The organism is Dyella koreensis (assembly GCF_044904565.1).
Classification (GTDB): Bacteria; Pseudomonadota; Gammaproteobacteria; order Xanthomonadales; family Rhodanobacteraceae; genus Dyella_D; species Dyella_D koreensis.
The window spans coordinates 203306-218279 of sequence record NZ_JADIKD010000009.1 but is presented as its reverse complement, the minus strand read 5'-3'; the positions used below and the strand labels follow the sequence as shown (position 1 = coordinate 218279).

14 protein-coding genes are annotated in these 14974 nt (G+C 63.0%); 8 read left to right on the top strand and 6 right to left on the bottom strand.

Going from position 1 to position 14974, the window contains the following annotated elements:
- Positions 1 to 70 precede the first annotated feature (70 nt).
- The gene (locus ISS97_RS08400; RefSeq protein WP_379985285.1) at positions 71 to 847 is read right to left on the bottom strand and encodes an ABC transporter permease; all 777 of its coding nucleotides are present in this window, start codon (positions 845 to 847) and stop codon (positions 71 to 73) included.
- On the bottom strand, positions 844 to 1824 hold the full coding sequence (locus ISS97_RS08395) for an ABC transporter ATP-binding protein (protein WP_379985286.1): 981 nt from the start codon (positions 1822 to 1824) through the stop codon (positions 844 to 846). The genes ISS97_RS08400 and ISS97_RS08395 overlap by 4 nt, the downstream gene beginning before the upstream one ends.
- Before the next feature lie 92 nt (positions 1825 to 1916).
- Between ISS97_RS08395 and ISS97_RS08390 the strand changes: the two genes are divergently transcribed.
- A complete protein-coding gene (locus ISS97_RS08390; RefSeq protein WP_379985288.1) occupies positions 1917 to 2663 on the top strand; it encodes a ferredoxin--NADP reductase in 747 nt (248 codons plus the stop codon).
- Positions 2664 to 2853: 190 nt separating this feature from the next.
- Complete coding sequence (locus ISS97_RS08385) at positions 2854 to 3201, top strand: hypothetical protein (protein ID WP_379985289.1); 348 nt, start codon at positions 2854 to 2856, stop codon at positions 3199 to 3201.
- A gap of 4 nt (positions 3202 to 3205) precedes the next feature.
- On the opposite strand, the gene ISS97_RS08380 is transcribed toward ISS97_RS08385, so the two are convergent.
- The 4 genes from ISS97_RS08380 to ISS97_RS08365 form a co-directional block, all read right to left on the bottom strand.
- Positions 3206 to 4150, bottom strand: coding sequence for a fimbrial protein (locus ISS97_RS08380; protein ID WP_379985290.1), 945 nt, complete (start codon positions 4148 to 4150; stop codon positions 3206 to 3208).
- The gene (locus ISS97_RS08375) at positions 4150 to 6918 is read right to left on the bottom strand and encodes a fimbria/pilus outer membrane usher protein (RefSeq protein ID WP_379985291.1); all 2769 of its coding nucleotides are present in this window, start codon (positions 6916 to 6918) and stop codon (positions 4150 to 4152) included. The genes ISS97_RS08380 and ISS97_RS08375 overlap by 1 nt, the downstream gene beginning before the upstream one ends.
- Complete coding sequence (locus ISS97_RS08370) at positions 6915 to 7658, bottom strand: fimbrial biogenesis chaperone (RefSeq protein WP_379985292.1); 744 nt, start codon at positions 7656 to 7658, stop codon at positions 6915 to 6917. Before ISS97_RS08370 ends, ISS97_RS08375 begins: the two co-directional genes overlap by 4 nt.
- A 118-nt stretch (positions 7659 to 7776) precedes the next feature.
- Complete coding sequence (locus ISS97_RS08365; RefSeq protein WP_379985293.1) at positions 7777 to 8316, bottom strand: fimbrial protein; 540 nt, start codon at positions 8314 to 8316, stop codon at positions 7777 to 7779.
- Between the two features lie 474 nt (positions 8317 to 8790).
- On the opposite strand from ISS97_RS08365, the gene ISS97_RS08360 reads away from it, so the two are divergent.
- Genes ISS97_RS08360 through ISS97_RS08335 form a run of 6 tightly spaced genes read left to right on the top strand, consistent with a single transcriptional unit; the run spans position 8791 to position 14912 of the window.
- Positions 8791 to 9393, top strand: coding sequence for a hypothetical protein (locus ISS97_RS08360; RefSeq protein ID WP_379985294.1), 603 nt, complete (start codon positions 8791 to 8793; stop codon positions 9391 to 9393).
- Between the two features lie 16 nt (positions 9394 to 9409).
- A complete protein-coding gene (locus ISS97_RS08355; protein ID WP_379985295.1) occupies positions 9410 to 9610 on the top strand; it encodes a helix-turn-helix transcriptional regulator in 201 nt (66 codons plus the stop codon).
- A gap of 28 nt (positions 9611 to 9638) precedes the next feature.
- Positions 9639 to 11222, top strand: coding sequence for an alpha/beta hydrolase (locus ISS97_RS08350; RefSeq protein WP_379985296.1), 1584 nt, complete (start codon positions 9639 to 9641; stop codon positions 11220 to 11222).
- Positions 11219 to 11953, top strand: a complete 735-nt coding sequence (locus ISS97_RS08345) for an ABC transporter ATP-binding protein (protein WP_379985297.1) — start codon at positions 11219 to 11221, stop codon at positions 11951 to 11953. The genes ISS97_RS08350 and ISS97_RS08345 overlap by 4 nt, the downstream gene beginning before the upstream one ends.
- Entirely contained in the window at positions 11950 to 13155 is a 1206-nt protein-coding gene (locus tag ISS97_RS08340) for an ABC transporter permease (RefSeq protein ID WP_379985298.1), read from the top strand. The genes ISS97_RS08345 and ISS97_RS08340 overlap by 4 nt, the downstream gene beginning before the upstream one ends.
- Before the next feature lie 47 nt (positions 13156 to 13202).
- Positions 13203 to 14912, top strand: coding sequence for a dipeptidyl-peptidase 3 family protein (locus ISS97_RS08335; protein ID WP_379985299.1), 1710 nt, complete (start codon positions 13203 to 13205; stop codon positions 14910 to 14912).
- The last annotated feature ends 62 nt before the right edge of the window (positions 14913 to 14974 follow it).

The window sequence follows — 14974 nt, the reverse complement described above, 5'->3', positions numbered from 1 at the left end:
TTGTAGGAGCGCACCCTGTGCGCGAAAACGGGTAGTGCAGGGTCGCGCACAGGGTGCGCTCCTACAGGGGTTACGAGCGCAGTCCAACGCCGCGCTTGAGCAACTGCAACGCAACCGCGGACAACACGACAACGAACAGAAGCATCACCCCAAAGGCCACGCCGATCTGCACGTCGCTCACACCCAGCACGCCAAAGCGGAACGCATTGACCATGTACAGAATGGGATTGACCCGCGAAATGCTTTGCCATGGCTCCGACAGCATGTTCACCGAATAGAACACGCCACCTAGATAAGTGAGTGGAGTGAGCACGAAGGTGGGCACTAGTGCGATGTCGTCGAACTTCTTCGCGTACACCGCGTTGACGAAGCCTGCCAGCGAGAAAATCGTGGCGCCCAGCAGCACCGAGGCAAAGGTGATCAGCGGATGCACCACATTCAGATGGGTGAAGAACAGCGCGATGACCAACACCAGCGCGCCGACAGCCACGCCGCGCGCCACGGCGCCCGTCACGTAGCCCAGCAAGATCACCCAGTTCGGCATCGGCGACACCAGCATCTCCTCCACCGCGCGGCTGAACTTAGCGCCGAAGAACGAGCTGGAGATGTTGCCGTAGCTGTTGGTGATGATGCTCATCATCACCAGGCCCGGCACGATGTACTGCATGTAGGTGAAGCCGCCCTCGATGGTGCCGATGCGGCTGCCGATGAGCTTGCCGAAGATCACGAAGTACAAGGTCATCGTGATCGCGGGCGGAATCAGCGTCTGCGTCCAGATACGCGTGATGCGTGCGATCTCGCGGCGGACGATGGTCTGGAGTGCGACAAGGTTGGCGGAGGCGTTCATGCCGCTTTCTCCACGGCTTTCCCGTTGCGGCCCTGCTCGTTTCGGCCATTCTCCACGAGACGGACGAACAGCTCTTCCAGTCGGTTGGTCTTGTTGCGCATCGAAGTAACCGTAATGCCGTGCGCGGACAACGCCGTGAACAGCGAGTTGAGATCGTGGGCGCGGGACATTTCTGCTTCCAGCGTGTGATCGTCGACGCAACGCAAGGTGATGCCCGGCAGGCTGGGCAGTTCACCCGGTACGTTGCTCACATCGAACACGAAGGTTTCCACGTCCAGCGTGGAAAGCAGGCGCTTCATCGTGGTGTTCTCCACAATGGTGCCGCGATCGATGATCGCAATGTTGCGGCACAGCTGCTCGGCTTCTTCCAGGTAATGCGTGGTGAGGATCACCGTGGTGCCGGCGGCGTTGATGCCGCTGACGAACTGCCACATGGAGCGGCGGATCTCGATGTCCACGCCGGCGGTGGGCTCGTCGAGGATCAGCAGCTTCGGCTCGTTCATCATCGCGCGGGCGATCATCAGGCGGCGCTTCATGCCGCCGGAGAGCATGCGGGCCTGGTCCTGCGCCTTGTCCCACAGGCGTAGCTCCTTCAGGTACTTCTCGGCGCGCTCCACCGCAATCTTGCGCGGGATGCCGTAAAAGCCCGCCTCGTTCACGCAGATATCGAACGGCTTCTCGAACTGGTTGAAGTTGATCTCCTGCGGCACCAGGCCGATCAGCTGCATGGCCTTGCCACGCTGCTTGTTCACGGAGACACCGAACACCTGCGCGTCGCCGCTGGTGGCGTTGACCAGCGAGGAGAGGATGCCGATCAGGGTGGATTTGCCGGCGCCATTGGGGCCGAGCAAGGCAAAGAAGTCGCCGGGCTGCACGGTCAGGCTGATGCCCTTGAGGGCTTCAACGCCGTTTCCGTAGGTTTTGCGCAGGTTGTCGACGACCAGGGCGGGGGCGGAAGAAGAAGGCTGGGTGGGCATGGGCTGCACCGAGGGGGCTAGCCTCTTATTATAGCGGGCTAGCTCCTGCCGGCCGGTTCAGCCGGGCGCACTCACTGTTTCCCGGAATTTCCATGGCCGACCATTTCACGCTCCGTCTCGTTGACAGCCACATGCTGGCGCCCGCCGTACGCCATCTTGTATTCGAGCGTGCCGACGGCCAGCCGCTGGCCTTTGTGCCCGGGCAGTTTCTGCAGGTGCATTTCCATTACGACGATGGCACCGCCACCAAGCGCAGCTATTCGGTGGCGACGGTGGGCGATGGCAGTTCGCCGGTGCAGCGCATCGAAATCGCGGTGAGCTATGTGGAAGGCGGCGCCGCTACCAAGTTGCTGGGCAACCTGCAGCATGGCGAAACCATCGAAGCCAGCGGCCCATATGGCCGCTTCTGCCTGCAGGCGGGCGACACGCATCCGCGCTATCTGCTGCTGGCCACCGGCACCGGCGTTACGCCGTACCGCGCCATGCTGCCGCTGATCCGCGAACTGTTGGCGAAGGGCGATCGCGAAGTGGTGCTGCTGTACGGTGCGCGCAATGAAGGCGAGCTGCTCTATGGCGAGGAGTTTGAGGCCTTTGCTCAGGCGCATCCCGGTTTCACTTTCCACGGCTGCCTCAGCCGCGAAGCCCGCGCGATGCCGCGTCCCAGCGATCGCAGTGGCCATGTGCAGAACGCGCTGGCCGAGCTGGCACCGAGTGCCGAGCGCGATATCGCCTATCTCTGCGGCAACCCCAACATGGTCGATGCGGCCTTCACCGCGCTGAAGGAATACGGCCTGCCGGTGCCGCAAATCCGCCGCGAGAAGTACATCTCCTCACGCTGAACTCAGGGCTTTCCCCTAAGTTGCTGATCGGCCAAAGGATATAGGCCGTTTTTCATGTGATGCGCGTCACATTTTTATGTGATGCCAATCACATTTCGACCACATCCGCGGGAATTCGATTAAAGCCCGGCAAATCACTGCCGACAGAACCTGAAAGCGCCCATCCGTTGTGTGGGCGCAGGAGGGCGGTATGCGGGGCTTGATTCGCAAGACGCTGGCAGGATGCGCAGTCGCTTTGGCGATGGCGTCGTTTCCCGTGTGGGCCGATGGCGGCCTCATCACGTTTTCCGGTGCGATCGTGGAGCCGACGTGTTCCGTAGGTCTGCAACGCATCGATGCTGCCGAAGCTTCGGCCCATCCGTCACTACGCTACAGCTGCTCGGAGTCGGTCGGCGCTACCTCCAGACGGGCCACTCAGTCTTATGCCTTGTCCGTGAGCGCGACGAGTGAAACGCCACTAGCCTCAGATCCCTTAATCGTCTACTTCGCGAATTACTTGAATGCGCAGCCCAAGCTGGTGACGCAGACCTACGAGTGAGTGCTTATTGATAGGTAAGGGTGAAGGTCGCCGTGGCGCTGACGGTGCCTGCGGCGACTGGCGTGGCGGTCTGGTAATAGCGCGCGTAGTAGGTGAGGTTGTATGGACCATTCGGCGTGGTGCCGACCAAGGCCGGCGTACCGAAGGTCACGGGATTGAAAGTCTGGTCCGTCAACTGGACACCGATGTTATTGGCGCGGCCCGTACCGGTTGCCGGCGCAATGACACCTGTGGCGCCGCTTACCGATGTCGCTGTGTCGAACTGAATGTATAGCTGGCTTCCGGCCGAGCAGTTCAACGAAATGGGGACCACCGTGGCCCCGGCGACAGTACCCACACCGTTAAAGGCTGTATTGGACACCGTCGGCAGGGTGACATTGATCGTGCTGGTATTCACCGAGCACGCGGGATACATGAAGGTCACCGAGCTGGCGAGATTGAAATTCTCTACGCGCTTATTGTTGTCGTATTTCCAGTAGCCAAGCGTACCGGAGCTCAGCACAGCGCCGTTGGCGATCGTGCCGGTCTTCACCAACTCAAAGCCGGAAGTCACAGACATGTTGTAGGTGCCCGACGCGATGGAGCCACCGCCAAAGGCTGGCAAATAGCTCGATGAATCGGGATGAGTAACGCGATAGCCGAGCCCCGCCACACCGGTGGGAAAGATCGTCGACGACGTCGAAGGCTGGCTGCCTACGACATTGATGACGCCGGTGCGAGTGGTGCCGCTACAAGTGATCTGCGAAATGGTCGAAGGGGCGAATTGCGAAGAACTGGCCAGGGTGGCGCCAACGGGCAAATTGGGATCAATGGTGATCGTGCTGTTGGAGAAGGAGATATTCACGTCCGATGTACCGCCGCTGCTGAAGCTGCAGCTGGCGTTGGCCGAGAAGGGCAGCAAGCCGAGAGCAAGCAGCAACAGCAGGGCGATGACATGACAGATACGCATTAAGACGGGTTCCCCGTGGCAGCCGTGCAAGTGGCCTCGAGCTGTTGATAAGTGTCAGTCTTGCCCTCCGCGGGCGCCGACAAGCGGTACGGGAAAGAACACATCATCGGCTTGTCGTCCTCGGTCTTCCATTGCACGGTGAGTTGACCGCTGTCCTTGGCGCCACGCACCAGAATACGCCCGGCTTGTCCGACCACACCCAGGGCCTGGTTGTGTTCGTCGACCACTTCGGCGCCGAACGGCACGGCCTTGCCATCGCTCTGGTGCACGCGCACGATCACCGAGCGGCCGCTGCTGGTCTTGAACTTCACCAGCACGACCGCGCCGGCGTGCGGCGCCACCTGGGCGCTGGTGGTATCCAGTTGCACGGCCAGCGGCAGGCCCTTGGGATCGATCTGCACGGTGTTGAGGTTATAGGGCGTGAGGTAAGGCACCAGCGCGTAGCCCGAATGCCCAATGCGCACACCCGATGCATTGATGACGCGTGCACCCGCTGCATCGGGTGCTGCCACGATCGCCACGGTGTCGCCCATAGGCTGGCCGAAAGTGATGCCGCCTGCGTGCGCCACGACCGAGCCGGCTACGCTCAGCGAACCCTGCGAGTAGCCGTTGCCGCCGCCAAAGCTCGCATTGAGCTGTGCGTATGGGCTGCGGTAACCGCCATAAATCGTGCCGGCGTTGCCGTCGCTGCTGCTGTTGCCGCCACTGTCATGCGAAGCCGTGGCGCCGTAGCTGAACTGGTTGTCCACACCGGCCGTGCCGCTCAACGTAGCCTGTTCCAGCGTGTGGCCCGAGCCGTCGCGATTGATATTGGCGCCGAACATCGGCGCATGCAGGCTGTCGCCCAGCGGCAAGGTGAAGCTGGCGAAGAACTGGTTGGTGTAGCGACCGTAGCTGTCGCGCACGCGCGTCGCCGACAGGTTGTAGCTGAGGCGGCGGAACGTATTGTTGTAGCCGAGCTGGAACTGCACGTCGGTGCCGTTGCGGTTCCAGTACTCCACCGCCGAGCCGGTGGCGTAGATCGAACCGCCGTGCTCGCCCAGGCGCTGGCTCACGTTGATATCGAAGCGGCTGCGCTGGCGGTCGAGCTGGCTGGTGTAGGCGGTGAAGTTGTTGGAGTTGCCGCTTGTCAGTGCCTTGCGCTGATCCGGCGTCAATACGTTGTTCACGGTCACGCCATCGATAGTGCTGACCGTGGTGGGATCGACATAGCGATAACCGCGTGCCAGGTCGCGCGCCAACATCGCGTCGCGCAGACCCAGATAGCCGCTGGTGGAGTAGCGATACGTGGCCAGCGTGAACGAGGTATCGCTGCTCGGCAGAATCTTGCTGTAGCTCAAGCGCACGCTCTGCCCGTTCTGGGTGGACTGCCCCGGGATCTCGGTGCGTGCCGCAGTGATGTCCATGGCGAACGCGCCGTAGCGCGTATTAAGCGCGCTGCCCAGCAGCACCGCACCGTAACCCGACGAAGCTACCAGGCCGGCGTAACCGGTGACCAGATTGTTGAAGCCACGCTGGATCGTGGCCTGCGCCAGCGCCGGGTGGGAGTGCAGCGAGGCATCGTGCAGCTCGCCGGCGACCACCGAGAAACGCGTGACGCTCGGGCGCAGCAGCTGCGGCACCGAAGCGTAGGGCACGGAGAACATACGCACGCGACCATCGGCCTCGGTCACGCTGACATTGAGGTCGCCACCGTAACCGGTGGAATAGAGGTCGGAGATGGTGAATGGACCCGGCGCTACCGTGGTTTCGTACAGCACCACGCCGTTCTGGCGGATGGTGACCTTGGCATTGGTTTCGGCCACGCCGCGCACCGTCGGCGCATAGCCGCGCAGCGAGTCGGGCAGCATGCGGTCGTCGGTGGCGATCTGCACACCGCGCACCTTGACGCTGTCGAACATCTCGCCGCCGGTGTAGGAGTCGCCGATGGTCATCTGCGCGCGCAGCGAGGGCAGGTCGCGACGCAGATAGGTATCCAGGTTCTGCCAATGCCGGCGCGAAGGGCTGCCGGCCACACCGGACTGCATCAGCAGGGTGGAGTTATGGCGCAGCTGCCAGCCGCCAAGGTTCAGGCCCGCATTGAGGCCCAGGAACGACGAGGTCTGGCTGACGCCATGGCTGCTGCTGCGATAGCTGTTGAAGTTGTAATTCAGCAGGCCGGCATTGACGCCTCGGTCCCAGTTCTCCGGGCTGACGTAGCCGCGTGCGCGGGTGCCGAGCCAGGCCTGCGGAATGCTCACGTCGAGGCGCAGGTTGGGCTGGTCGAACGTCATCGTCGCCGCCGGAATCAGGTTGCCGATATCCAGGCAACCTTGTCCGTCGGCCAGCTTGGCCTGCTGCTCGGCAGAAAGTTTCTGCAGCGGCAGGCCAAGCTGGTCGAACATCGACTTGGTCAGGCAGGGAATGGCGTTGGCGTCCGGCGTGGGCGAAGCGAAGCGCACGTCGGTATGGCCCACCCACGAGCCGTTGAGAAAAATGTCGGTGCGGTAGACGCCCGGCACGATGACTGCGCCGCGCTCAAAGCGCGACAGGTCACCGGTATTGCGGCCCGCACCCGAAAGCAGGTTGCGGTCGAAGCTGGCATCCAGTGCGGCGGACGCATCGGCACCCGAGGGCGCAGAAGCACCAGGGGCGGCGGCATCAGCTGCAAACGAAGTTGCATTCCAGCCAGCGAGTGCGCCAGCGATCGCCATGCATAGCAACACCCGGCGACAAACGGCATGGCCGTTGACGCGAGCGCTGCCATGGCTGGCGCGCACGGCCTTCACGGCGCGATGGTGCCCGTGAAGGCGGCGGCCGCGCCGTAATCGTTGATGGCGGTGAAGTTGACCGTACTGCCCGTGGCCGGCTTCTGCGCGGCGTCATGCAACGCCAAGTGCAGATCAGACAGCGGCGCGGCCATGCCGAGCTCCGTAGTCACCGGCTTGCCGCCGATATTCACCGCGATCTCGGAGATGGTGACGTGGAACGGCGTGGGGTTATGCGCGACCAGCGCGTAACCCTTGCCTTCGGACACGACTTTCCAGGTCAGTGCAGCCGGTGCCTTGAGCGGGTCACCCTGCAGGCCGGCGGGGCGGTAGAACAGCTTCAGCCGCGAGCGCAGCGCGAGCTGCAGCAGGTTCTGGCCTTCGGCCTGCGGGCCGGTGGGCTTCGGCGGCACTTCCAGCACGTTGAGCCAGAACAGCGACTCGCGGTCGGCCGGCAATTGCTCGTGCGTGTAGACGATGCGCAGGCTCTGTTCCTTCTTCGCTTCCATGCGGAACAGCGGAGGCGTGATCAGAAACGGCACATCGACGGATTCGGGGGTGGAATGCACGTCGCCGCGATCGATCCAGGATTCGACCAGGACCGGGCGATCGTTGTCATTGGTGAGGCGAACGGTGACTTCACCGTCCTTCGCGGGAAACACCACACGGGTACCGCCGATCAGCACATTGGCCTGCGCCTGTGGAGCGCCAAGGCATAAGGCCAACAGGCCCGCGCCAAAAGCGCAGACAAACTTCCTCATGGGATTTCCTCGCTATGACCAGGGTCGCTGCAGATTGCAGCGGTGCGCCGGAACCAGTGCGGTTCCGGCGCTGACTTGCCACTTACTACTTCTTACGACTTGCCAAAAACTTCTCGTCTTACTGGTACAGCATCGTGAACTGCACGCTGGTCGACACGGTGCCGGCGCCAGCGGCGGCGGTCGCGAAGTACTGCGCGTAGTAGTTCAGGTTGCCAGCGCCGGTGGTCAGCGTGGTCTGCTGCGAAGCCTGGGTGGTGGAGGTGCCAGCCAGGTTGATGGTGCTGAAGTCGCTGTTGAGCAGCTGCACTTCGACGCCCGTGGCGGTGCCCGAAGCGTTCTTCAGGTTGCCATCGGCCATGATCGTCGGGCCCGGCTCGAAGAAAGTCTGGGCCTTGGTCAGCGAACCGCAGTTGGTCAGGTTCAGCGCGAAAGCGGTGCGGCCGGCAACGGCGCCAGCGGCGCTCAGCGAGGTGGTGGACACGGTCGGCAGCGCCACGTTGACGGTGGCGGGGCTGTTGGTGCCGTTGATTTTGCAGGTGGAGCTGTTGACGGTACCGGTGATGTTGATGGTGCCGTCAGCGGCGAAAGCCGAGTTCGGGGCCAGAGCGGCGAAACCGAGGGCGGCGATCAGGGCGGTGGCGGTAAGGGTCTTGGTCATGTGCCTTTGTCCTTCAAACGTCTTTGTTATGGATGGTTACAACGGGTGCGAAGCAGTCATCTGGACGCGGGCTCGTACTCTCTCCCCCTGCGTCTGGTCGGCTCTTTGAGGGCTGTGAATACTGTGGATGACGCCCCTCAGATCGCTTGGAGGGGGCCTAAGCAGAACTCGTGCCAAGCCGAAACAAACTGTGATAACCCTCACAGTTTGGTATGAGAACTATCTCACAGAATAATTTGACGATTTGTTAACGAGCGTCAAAATGTCGCCGCTGCCGCAACCGGGTCAGTAAGTGACTCTTTGGGTCCAAGCCCTTGCAAATGCTTAGGAAAAGTCCGACCCAAGTCATGCATGACGTCATGTTTTGTCAAGCATGCTTGACAACATGCCGCAGCACGCCTAGCCTGAGTGTCAAGCAAGCTTGACATGCGCTGATCACGGGCGCGTTTGGGGGAGATCTGGATGGAAAAGGTCATGGAAGGGCTGATCAGGCGGATGGAGGGCCGTCCGTCGTGGCAGCGCTGGGTGCTGGTGCTGGCGGTGCAATGCCTGTTCCTCGGTGGGTTCGTGTTGGCGGTCAGCAAGGTCGGCGTCGTGGTCCGGCTGCTGGCGGTTGCCCTGACTGTCGCAACCTTGCCCGTCATGGCCTACCTGGGGCGCACCTTGACCTGCGAGGGCGGTCCGATGCGCGGTGTGGATCGCCGCTATCTGCGCGAGTTCATCCCGGCCATGGTGGCCTACGTCGCGATCATGATTTTTGTATGGCCGCTGCTGCGACAGGTGGAGCAATCCTGGCTGCGCGCGCTGATTGCCGTGTCGCCATCCCTGCCGATCGCCCTGCTGATCCGGGCGATGGTGCGCTACGTGCTGGGCAGCGACGAGTTCATGCAGCGATTGCATCTGGAGGCGCTGGCGATTGCCGCCGGCGTGGTGGGCTTCGTCAGCATCGCCGTGGGATTCCTGGTCGCCGCGAAGGTGGTCGCACTGGACGGCAGCATGTTGCTGCTGGTTTATCCCGCGCTATGCGTGGTGTACGGCGTGGCCCTGGCCTGGTCCAAGCGCCGCTACCGCGCCTGATGGAAAGCTGCGCCTGATGGAAAACCGGGTTCGCGAATTGCGTGGCGAGCGTAGTTGGTCGCAGGCCGACCTGGCCGAGCGGCTGGACGTGTCGCGACAAACCATCAACGCCATCGAAACGGGCAAGTACGACCCGAGCCTGCCGCTGGCCTTCAAGATCGCGCGGCTGTTCGAGCTGCCGATCGAAGCGATCTTTAAACCGGGCGAAACCGAGTGAGGCGAACCCAAATGAGAGCGAGCGAAACATGAGCATCAAGGGACGAACCGCCGTGCGCATCGGAGCCGTTGTCATCGGGCTCGGCGCATTGGCATGGAATCACTTTCATGCGCGGCCGAATGCGGATGACGCCACCAAGGAAACGGTGGCCGAAAGCACGCCCGCCACCGCACCCAGGACACCAGTCAAGCTGGAAACCTGGAAGCTCGGCTCGCTCACGCTGACGCCGTGCGAACTGGGCCAGCCCAACAGCGGCCTCACCACCGCCGCGTGGTGCGCACCGTTCGAGGTGCCGGAGCATCGCGACGATCCGCAAAGCCGCAAGATCAAGCTCAAGTTCGGCGTGATCCGCAGCAGCGCGCAGTTGGCGAGCAAGGACATGGTGGTGTTGCTGGCCGGCGGCCCTGGTCAGGCAGCCACGGAAAATTGGCCGGCCGTGGCGGGCGCCTTGCAGCCGCTGCTGGCGCACCGGCATGTACTGCTGCTCGACCAGCGCGGCACGGGCGGTTCGAACCCGCTGACCTGCAAGTCGGAGGAAGCGCCAGCCGGCGGGCACGACGATGAAAGCCATTTCGACGCGAACAAGGTGCGCGACGAAGCGTCACACTGTCTGAAGCAGCTCGAGGGCAAGGCCGATCCGCGTTACTACACCACCACCGTGGCGGCGCAGGATCTGGAGGATCTGCGTCAGGCACTCGGTGCGCCGAGTTTCGACCTGGTGGGCATCTCCTACGGTACGCGCATGGCGCAGCAGTACCTGATGCGCCATGCGGACGCGGTGCGCAGCGTGATTCTCGACGGCGTGGTGCCGAATGGGCTGGTGCTGGGCGAGGACTTCGCGCAGAACCTGGATGCCGCGCTGAAGGCGCAATTCGCGCGTTGCACATCGGATGACGCGTGCAAGCAGCGTTTCGGCGATCCGTACCAGACCTTGTATCAACTGCGCGATGCGCTGCGTGCCAATCCGCACAAGGTCAGCTTCCGCGATCCGCAGAACTATCAGACCGTGCAGCGTGTGTTGAGTGAATACTCGCTGGCCAGCGTGGTGCGCATGTTCGCCTATTCGCCGATCACCGCCGCGTTGCTGCCAGTGTCGATCGACGCGGCGGCGCACGGCGATGTCGGTCCGCTGCTGGGGCAGGCGAAGCTGCTGTCGGGCGATCTCTCCGACACCATGAATGGTGGCATGCAGTCCTCGGTGATCTGCAGTGAGGATGCCGACCTGCTGTCACCGCGCCCGCAGGATGCCCACACCATTCTCGGTACACGCATGATCGACGCCTTGCAGGCGGTGTGTGCGGTATGGCCCAAGGGTACGCGTCCGGCGGATTTCCACGAGCCGCTCAAGAGCGACAAGCCGATCCTGCTGCTGTCCGGCGAGTACGACCCGGTCACACCGCCGCGCTATGGCGACGAGGTGCTCAAAGGCCTCGGCAATGCGCGGCATTTCGTGCTCAGGGGGCAGGGGCACAACGTGATCAATGCCGGCTGCGCGCCTGAACTGGTCAAGCATTTCGTGGAGGATCTCGCCCCCGCGAAGCTCGATGCGAAATGCCTGGATCGCCTGCACGCCACACCGCAGTTCATCGATTTCAACGGAGCCGCGCCATGATCGAGGTAAGGGGTTTGCACAAGGCGTTCGGTACGGTGAAGGCCGTGGATGGCGTCAGCTTCACGGCGCGCGACGGCGAAATCACCGGCCTGCTCGGTCCCAATGGCGCCGGCAAGACCACCACGCTGCGCATGCTCTACACGCTGATGGCGCCGGATCGCGGGCAAGTGCTGGTGGACGGTATCGACGCTGCCGCCGATGCGCTCGCCGTGCGACGCCAGCTTGGGGTGCTGCCGGATGCACGCGGCCTGTACAAGCGGCTGACCGCGCGCGAAAACATCGACTACTTCGCGCGTCTGCATGGCCTGCCGGAGAAGGAGTTGGCTGCGCGCCGCGAAGCGCTGATCAAGGCGCTGGAAATGGAAGACATCGGCGACCGTCGCACGGAAGGCTTCTCGCAGGGCCAGCGGGTGAAGACCGCCATTGCGCGCGCACTGATCCACGATCCGCGCAATGTGATTCTCGATGAGCCGACCAACGGACTCGACGTGATGGCGACGCGCGCCTTGCGCCAGTTCATGCAGAAGCTCAAGGCGGAGGGCCGTTGCGTGCTGTTCTCCAGCCACATCATGCAAGAGGTGGCCGCGTTGTGCGATCGCATCGTGGTGATCGCGCATGGCCGCGTGGTCGCCGACGAATCGCCGCAGGCGCTGCGTGAGCAGACCGGTGAGCACAATCTGGAGGATGCGTTTGTGAAAATCATCGGTAGCGAGGAGGGCCTGGCCGCATGAATGCCGTGACCGCCAAGGCCAGGCGCGCCAGCGCCTTTCTCACCGTGTTCCTCAAGGAAGTGAAAGAGAATCTGCGTGACCGTCGCACGCTGACCAGCGCACTGCTGACCGGCCCGCTGCTCGGCCCGCTGCTGTTCGTGATGCTGATCAACGTCGCGCTCAACCGTGAGTTCGAGAAGGCGGAGCAGCCGCTCAAGGTGCCAGTGATCGGTGCCGAGTACGCACCCAACCTGATCGACGCACTGAAAGCCGGTGGCGTGGTGCCGCAGCCGGCCATTGCCAATCCGGAACAGGCTGTGCGCAAGCAGGATGCCGACGTAGTGGTGCGCATCAGCGCGGACTACCCGAAGGCCTGGCGCAAAGGCGAGCCGGTGCAGGTGGAGGTGATCCACGATTCCTCGCAACGCGATACCGCAACGGCAGTGGAGCGCGTCAGCAAACTGGTGGAAGGCTATGCCCGCCAACAGGGCGCGATGCGGCTGGTGGCGCGTGGGCTGTCGCCCAGCACCGCGTGGCCTATCGCGGTGGCGCGGCGCGACCAGGCCACCGCGCAGGCGCGCGGCGTGCTGATGTTCGGCATGCTGCCGTATTTCTTCGTGATCACCATTTTCATGGGTGGCATGTATCTGGCGATCGACCTTACCGCGGGCGAGCGCGAGCGGCAGTCGCTGGAGCCACTGTTCGCCAACCCGGTGCCGCGCTGGAAAATCCTGGCTGGCAAGCTGGCGGCGATCTGCGCGTTCTCCTGCGTGAGTCTGATCATCACGCTCGCCGCATTCGCTGTGATCGGCCCCTTTCTGCCGACCGAGAAGCTCGGCATGGAATTGAACCTCGGTCTGCACTTTGGCGCGCATGTGTTCCTGCTGATGCTTCCGCTGGTGCTTCTGCTGGCTGGCCTGCAATCGTTGGTGGCGGCTTTTGCCAAGAGCTATCGCGAGGCGCAGACCTATCTGTCGCTGCTGCTGATCGTGCCGGCGTTGCCGAGCCTGTTGTTGTCGGTGCTGCCCATCAAGGCGCAAGGCTGGATGTATGCGGTGCCGCTGCTGGGCCAGAACCTCGGCGTGATGCGCCTGCTGCGCGGCGACGGCATTGAGTCGCAGCAGTTGTTGTTCTGCCTGGCTGGCACCCTGGCAGCCGCCATCGTCACCATGCTGATCACGGCGCAGTTGTACCGTTCCGAGCGGCTGGCCATCTCAACCTGACCGCGCTGCGCGATACCATGGGGTCTTCCGTTTGCGAGGAAGACCCCATGCGTCGCCATCTGCTTGCCTTGAGTCTCGTTGCCACCCTGGCCGGTTGCAGTTCGTCCCATCAGGAAACCGCCGCACCGGCTGGTGAGGCCAAGCCCGCTCCGGCCAGCACCGCCGCCGCGGAACCGCCGGCGGCCTCGACCGACGCCGAGTTGGCCAGGACGCGCATGGCCGATTACGCCTCCGTGAAACTCACGGCCGATCTGTCGGCCTTCGACGCGCAGCAGAAGCAGATGATCGCGGTGCTGATCCAGGCGGCCGATGTCACCAACAGTCTCTATTGGCAGCAGGCGTGGGGCGACAAGGCCGCGCTGATGCAGCGCATCCCCGACGAGGACACCCGCCGCTTCGCTGAGATCAACTACGGCCCCTGGGATCGCCTCGACAACGACAAACCCTTCGTCGCCGGCATCGGCGCGCGCCCGTCGGGCGTGCAGTTCTATCCGGCCGACATGAGCAAGGACGAATTCGAGAAGGCCGACCTCAAGGACAAGGCATCGCTCTACACCGTGCTGCGACGCGACGCGCAAGGCAAGCTGGTGACTGTGCCTTTCCACGAAGCGTACAAGGCCGATCTGGAAAAGGCTGCGGGCCTGCTGCGCGATGCCGCCAATCTCTCCGCCGACAAAGACTTTGCGCGCTACCTGAAGTTGCGCGCCGATGCGTTGTTGAGCGACGACTACCGTCCCAGCGATTTCGCCTGGATGGCCATGAAGAACAACCCGGTCGACATTGTGATCGGTCCGATCGAGACCTACGAAGATCAATTGTTCGGTTACAAGGCCAGCTACGAGAGCTACGTGCTGGTAAAGGATCAGGCGTGGAGCGCCAAGCTGGCGCGCTTCGTGAAGTATCTGCCGGAACTGCAGCGTGAGCTGCCGGTAGACGCCAAGTACAAGGCGGAGAAGCCGGGCTCGGATGCCGATCTCAACGCGTACTTCGCCGTGTACTACGCCGGCGATGCCAACGTCGGTGCGAAGACCATCGCCATCAATCTGCCCAATGACGAAGAAGTGCAGCTGAAGAAAGGCACGCGTCGCCTGCAGCTGGAAAACGTCATGCAGGCCAAGTTCGACAAGATCATGCTGCCGATCGCCAAAGAGCTGATCGCCGACGACCAGCAATCGCACCTCACCTTCGATGCGTTCTTCGAGAACACCATGTTCCATGAGGTGGCGCACGGCCTCGGCATCAAGCAGACGCTGACAGGCAAGGGCATGGTGCGTGGCGCGCTGAAGGATCAGGCGTCGAGCTTCGAGGAAGGCAAGGCCGACATCCTTGGCCTGTACATGGTCAGCAAGCTTGCGGAGAAGGGCGAGCTGGACAAAGCCAAGTTGATGGACAACTACGTCACCTTCCTCGCCGGCATCCTGCGCTCGGTGCGCTTCGGCGCCAGCGATGCGCATGCGAAGGCGAACATGGTGCGCTTCAATTTCTTCAAGCAGCAGGGCGCGTTTTCGCGCGATGCCACCACGGGGCGCTATCGCGTCGACTTCGACAAGATGACGGCGGCGATGAACGCGCTATCGGCGAAGTTGCTCACCGTCCAGGGCGACGGCGATTACGCTGCCGCCAAGCAGCTCACCGACAGTATGGGCAATGTCGATACCGAACTGGCCGGCGATCTGAAGCGGCTGCAGAGCGCGAAGATTCCGGTCGATATTACGTTCGAGCAAGGGCTCGACTCCCTGGGCTTAGCGAACCCGTAGGAGCGCACCCTGTGCGCGAAACGGCCCGACAGGGCCGCGCTTTCCAAAAGCCCTGCTAACGC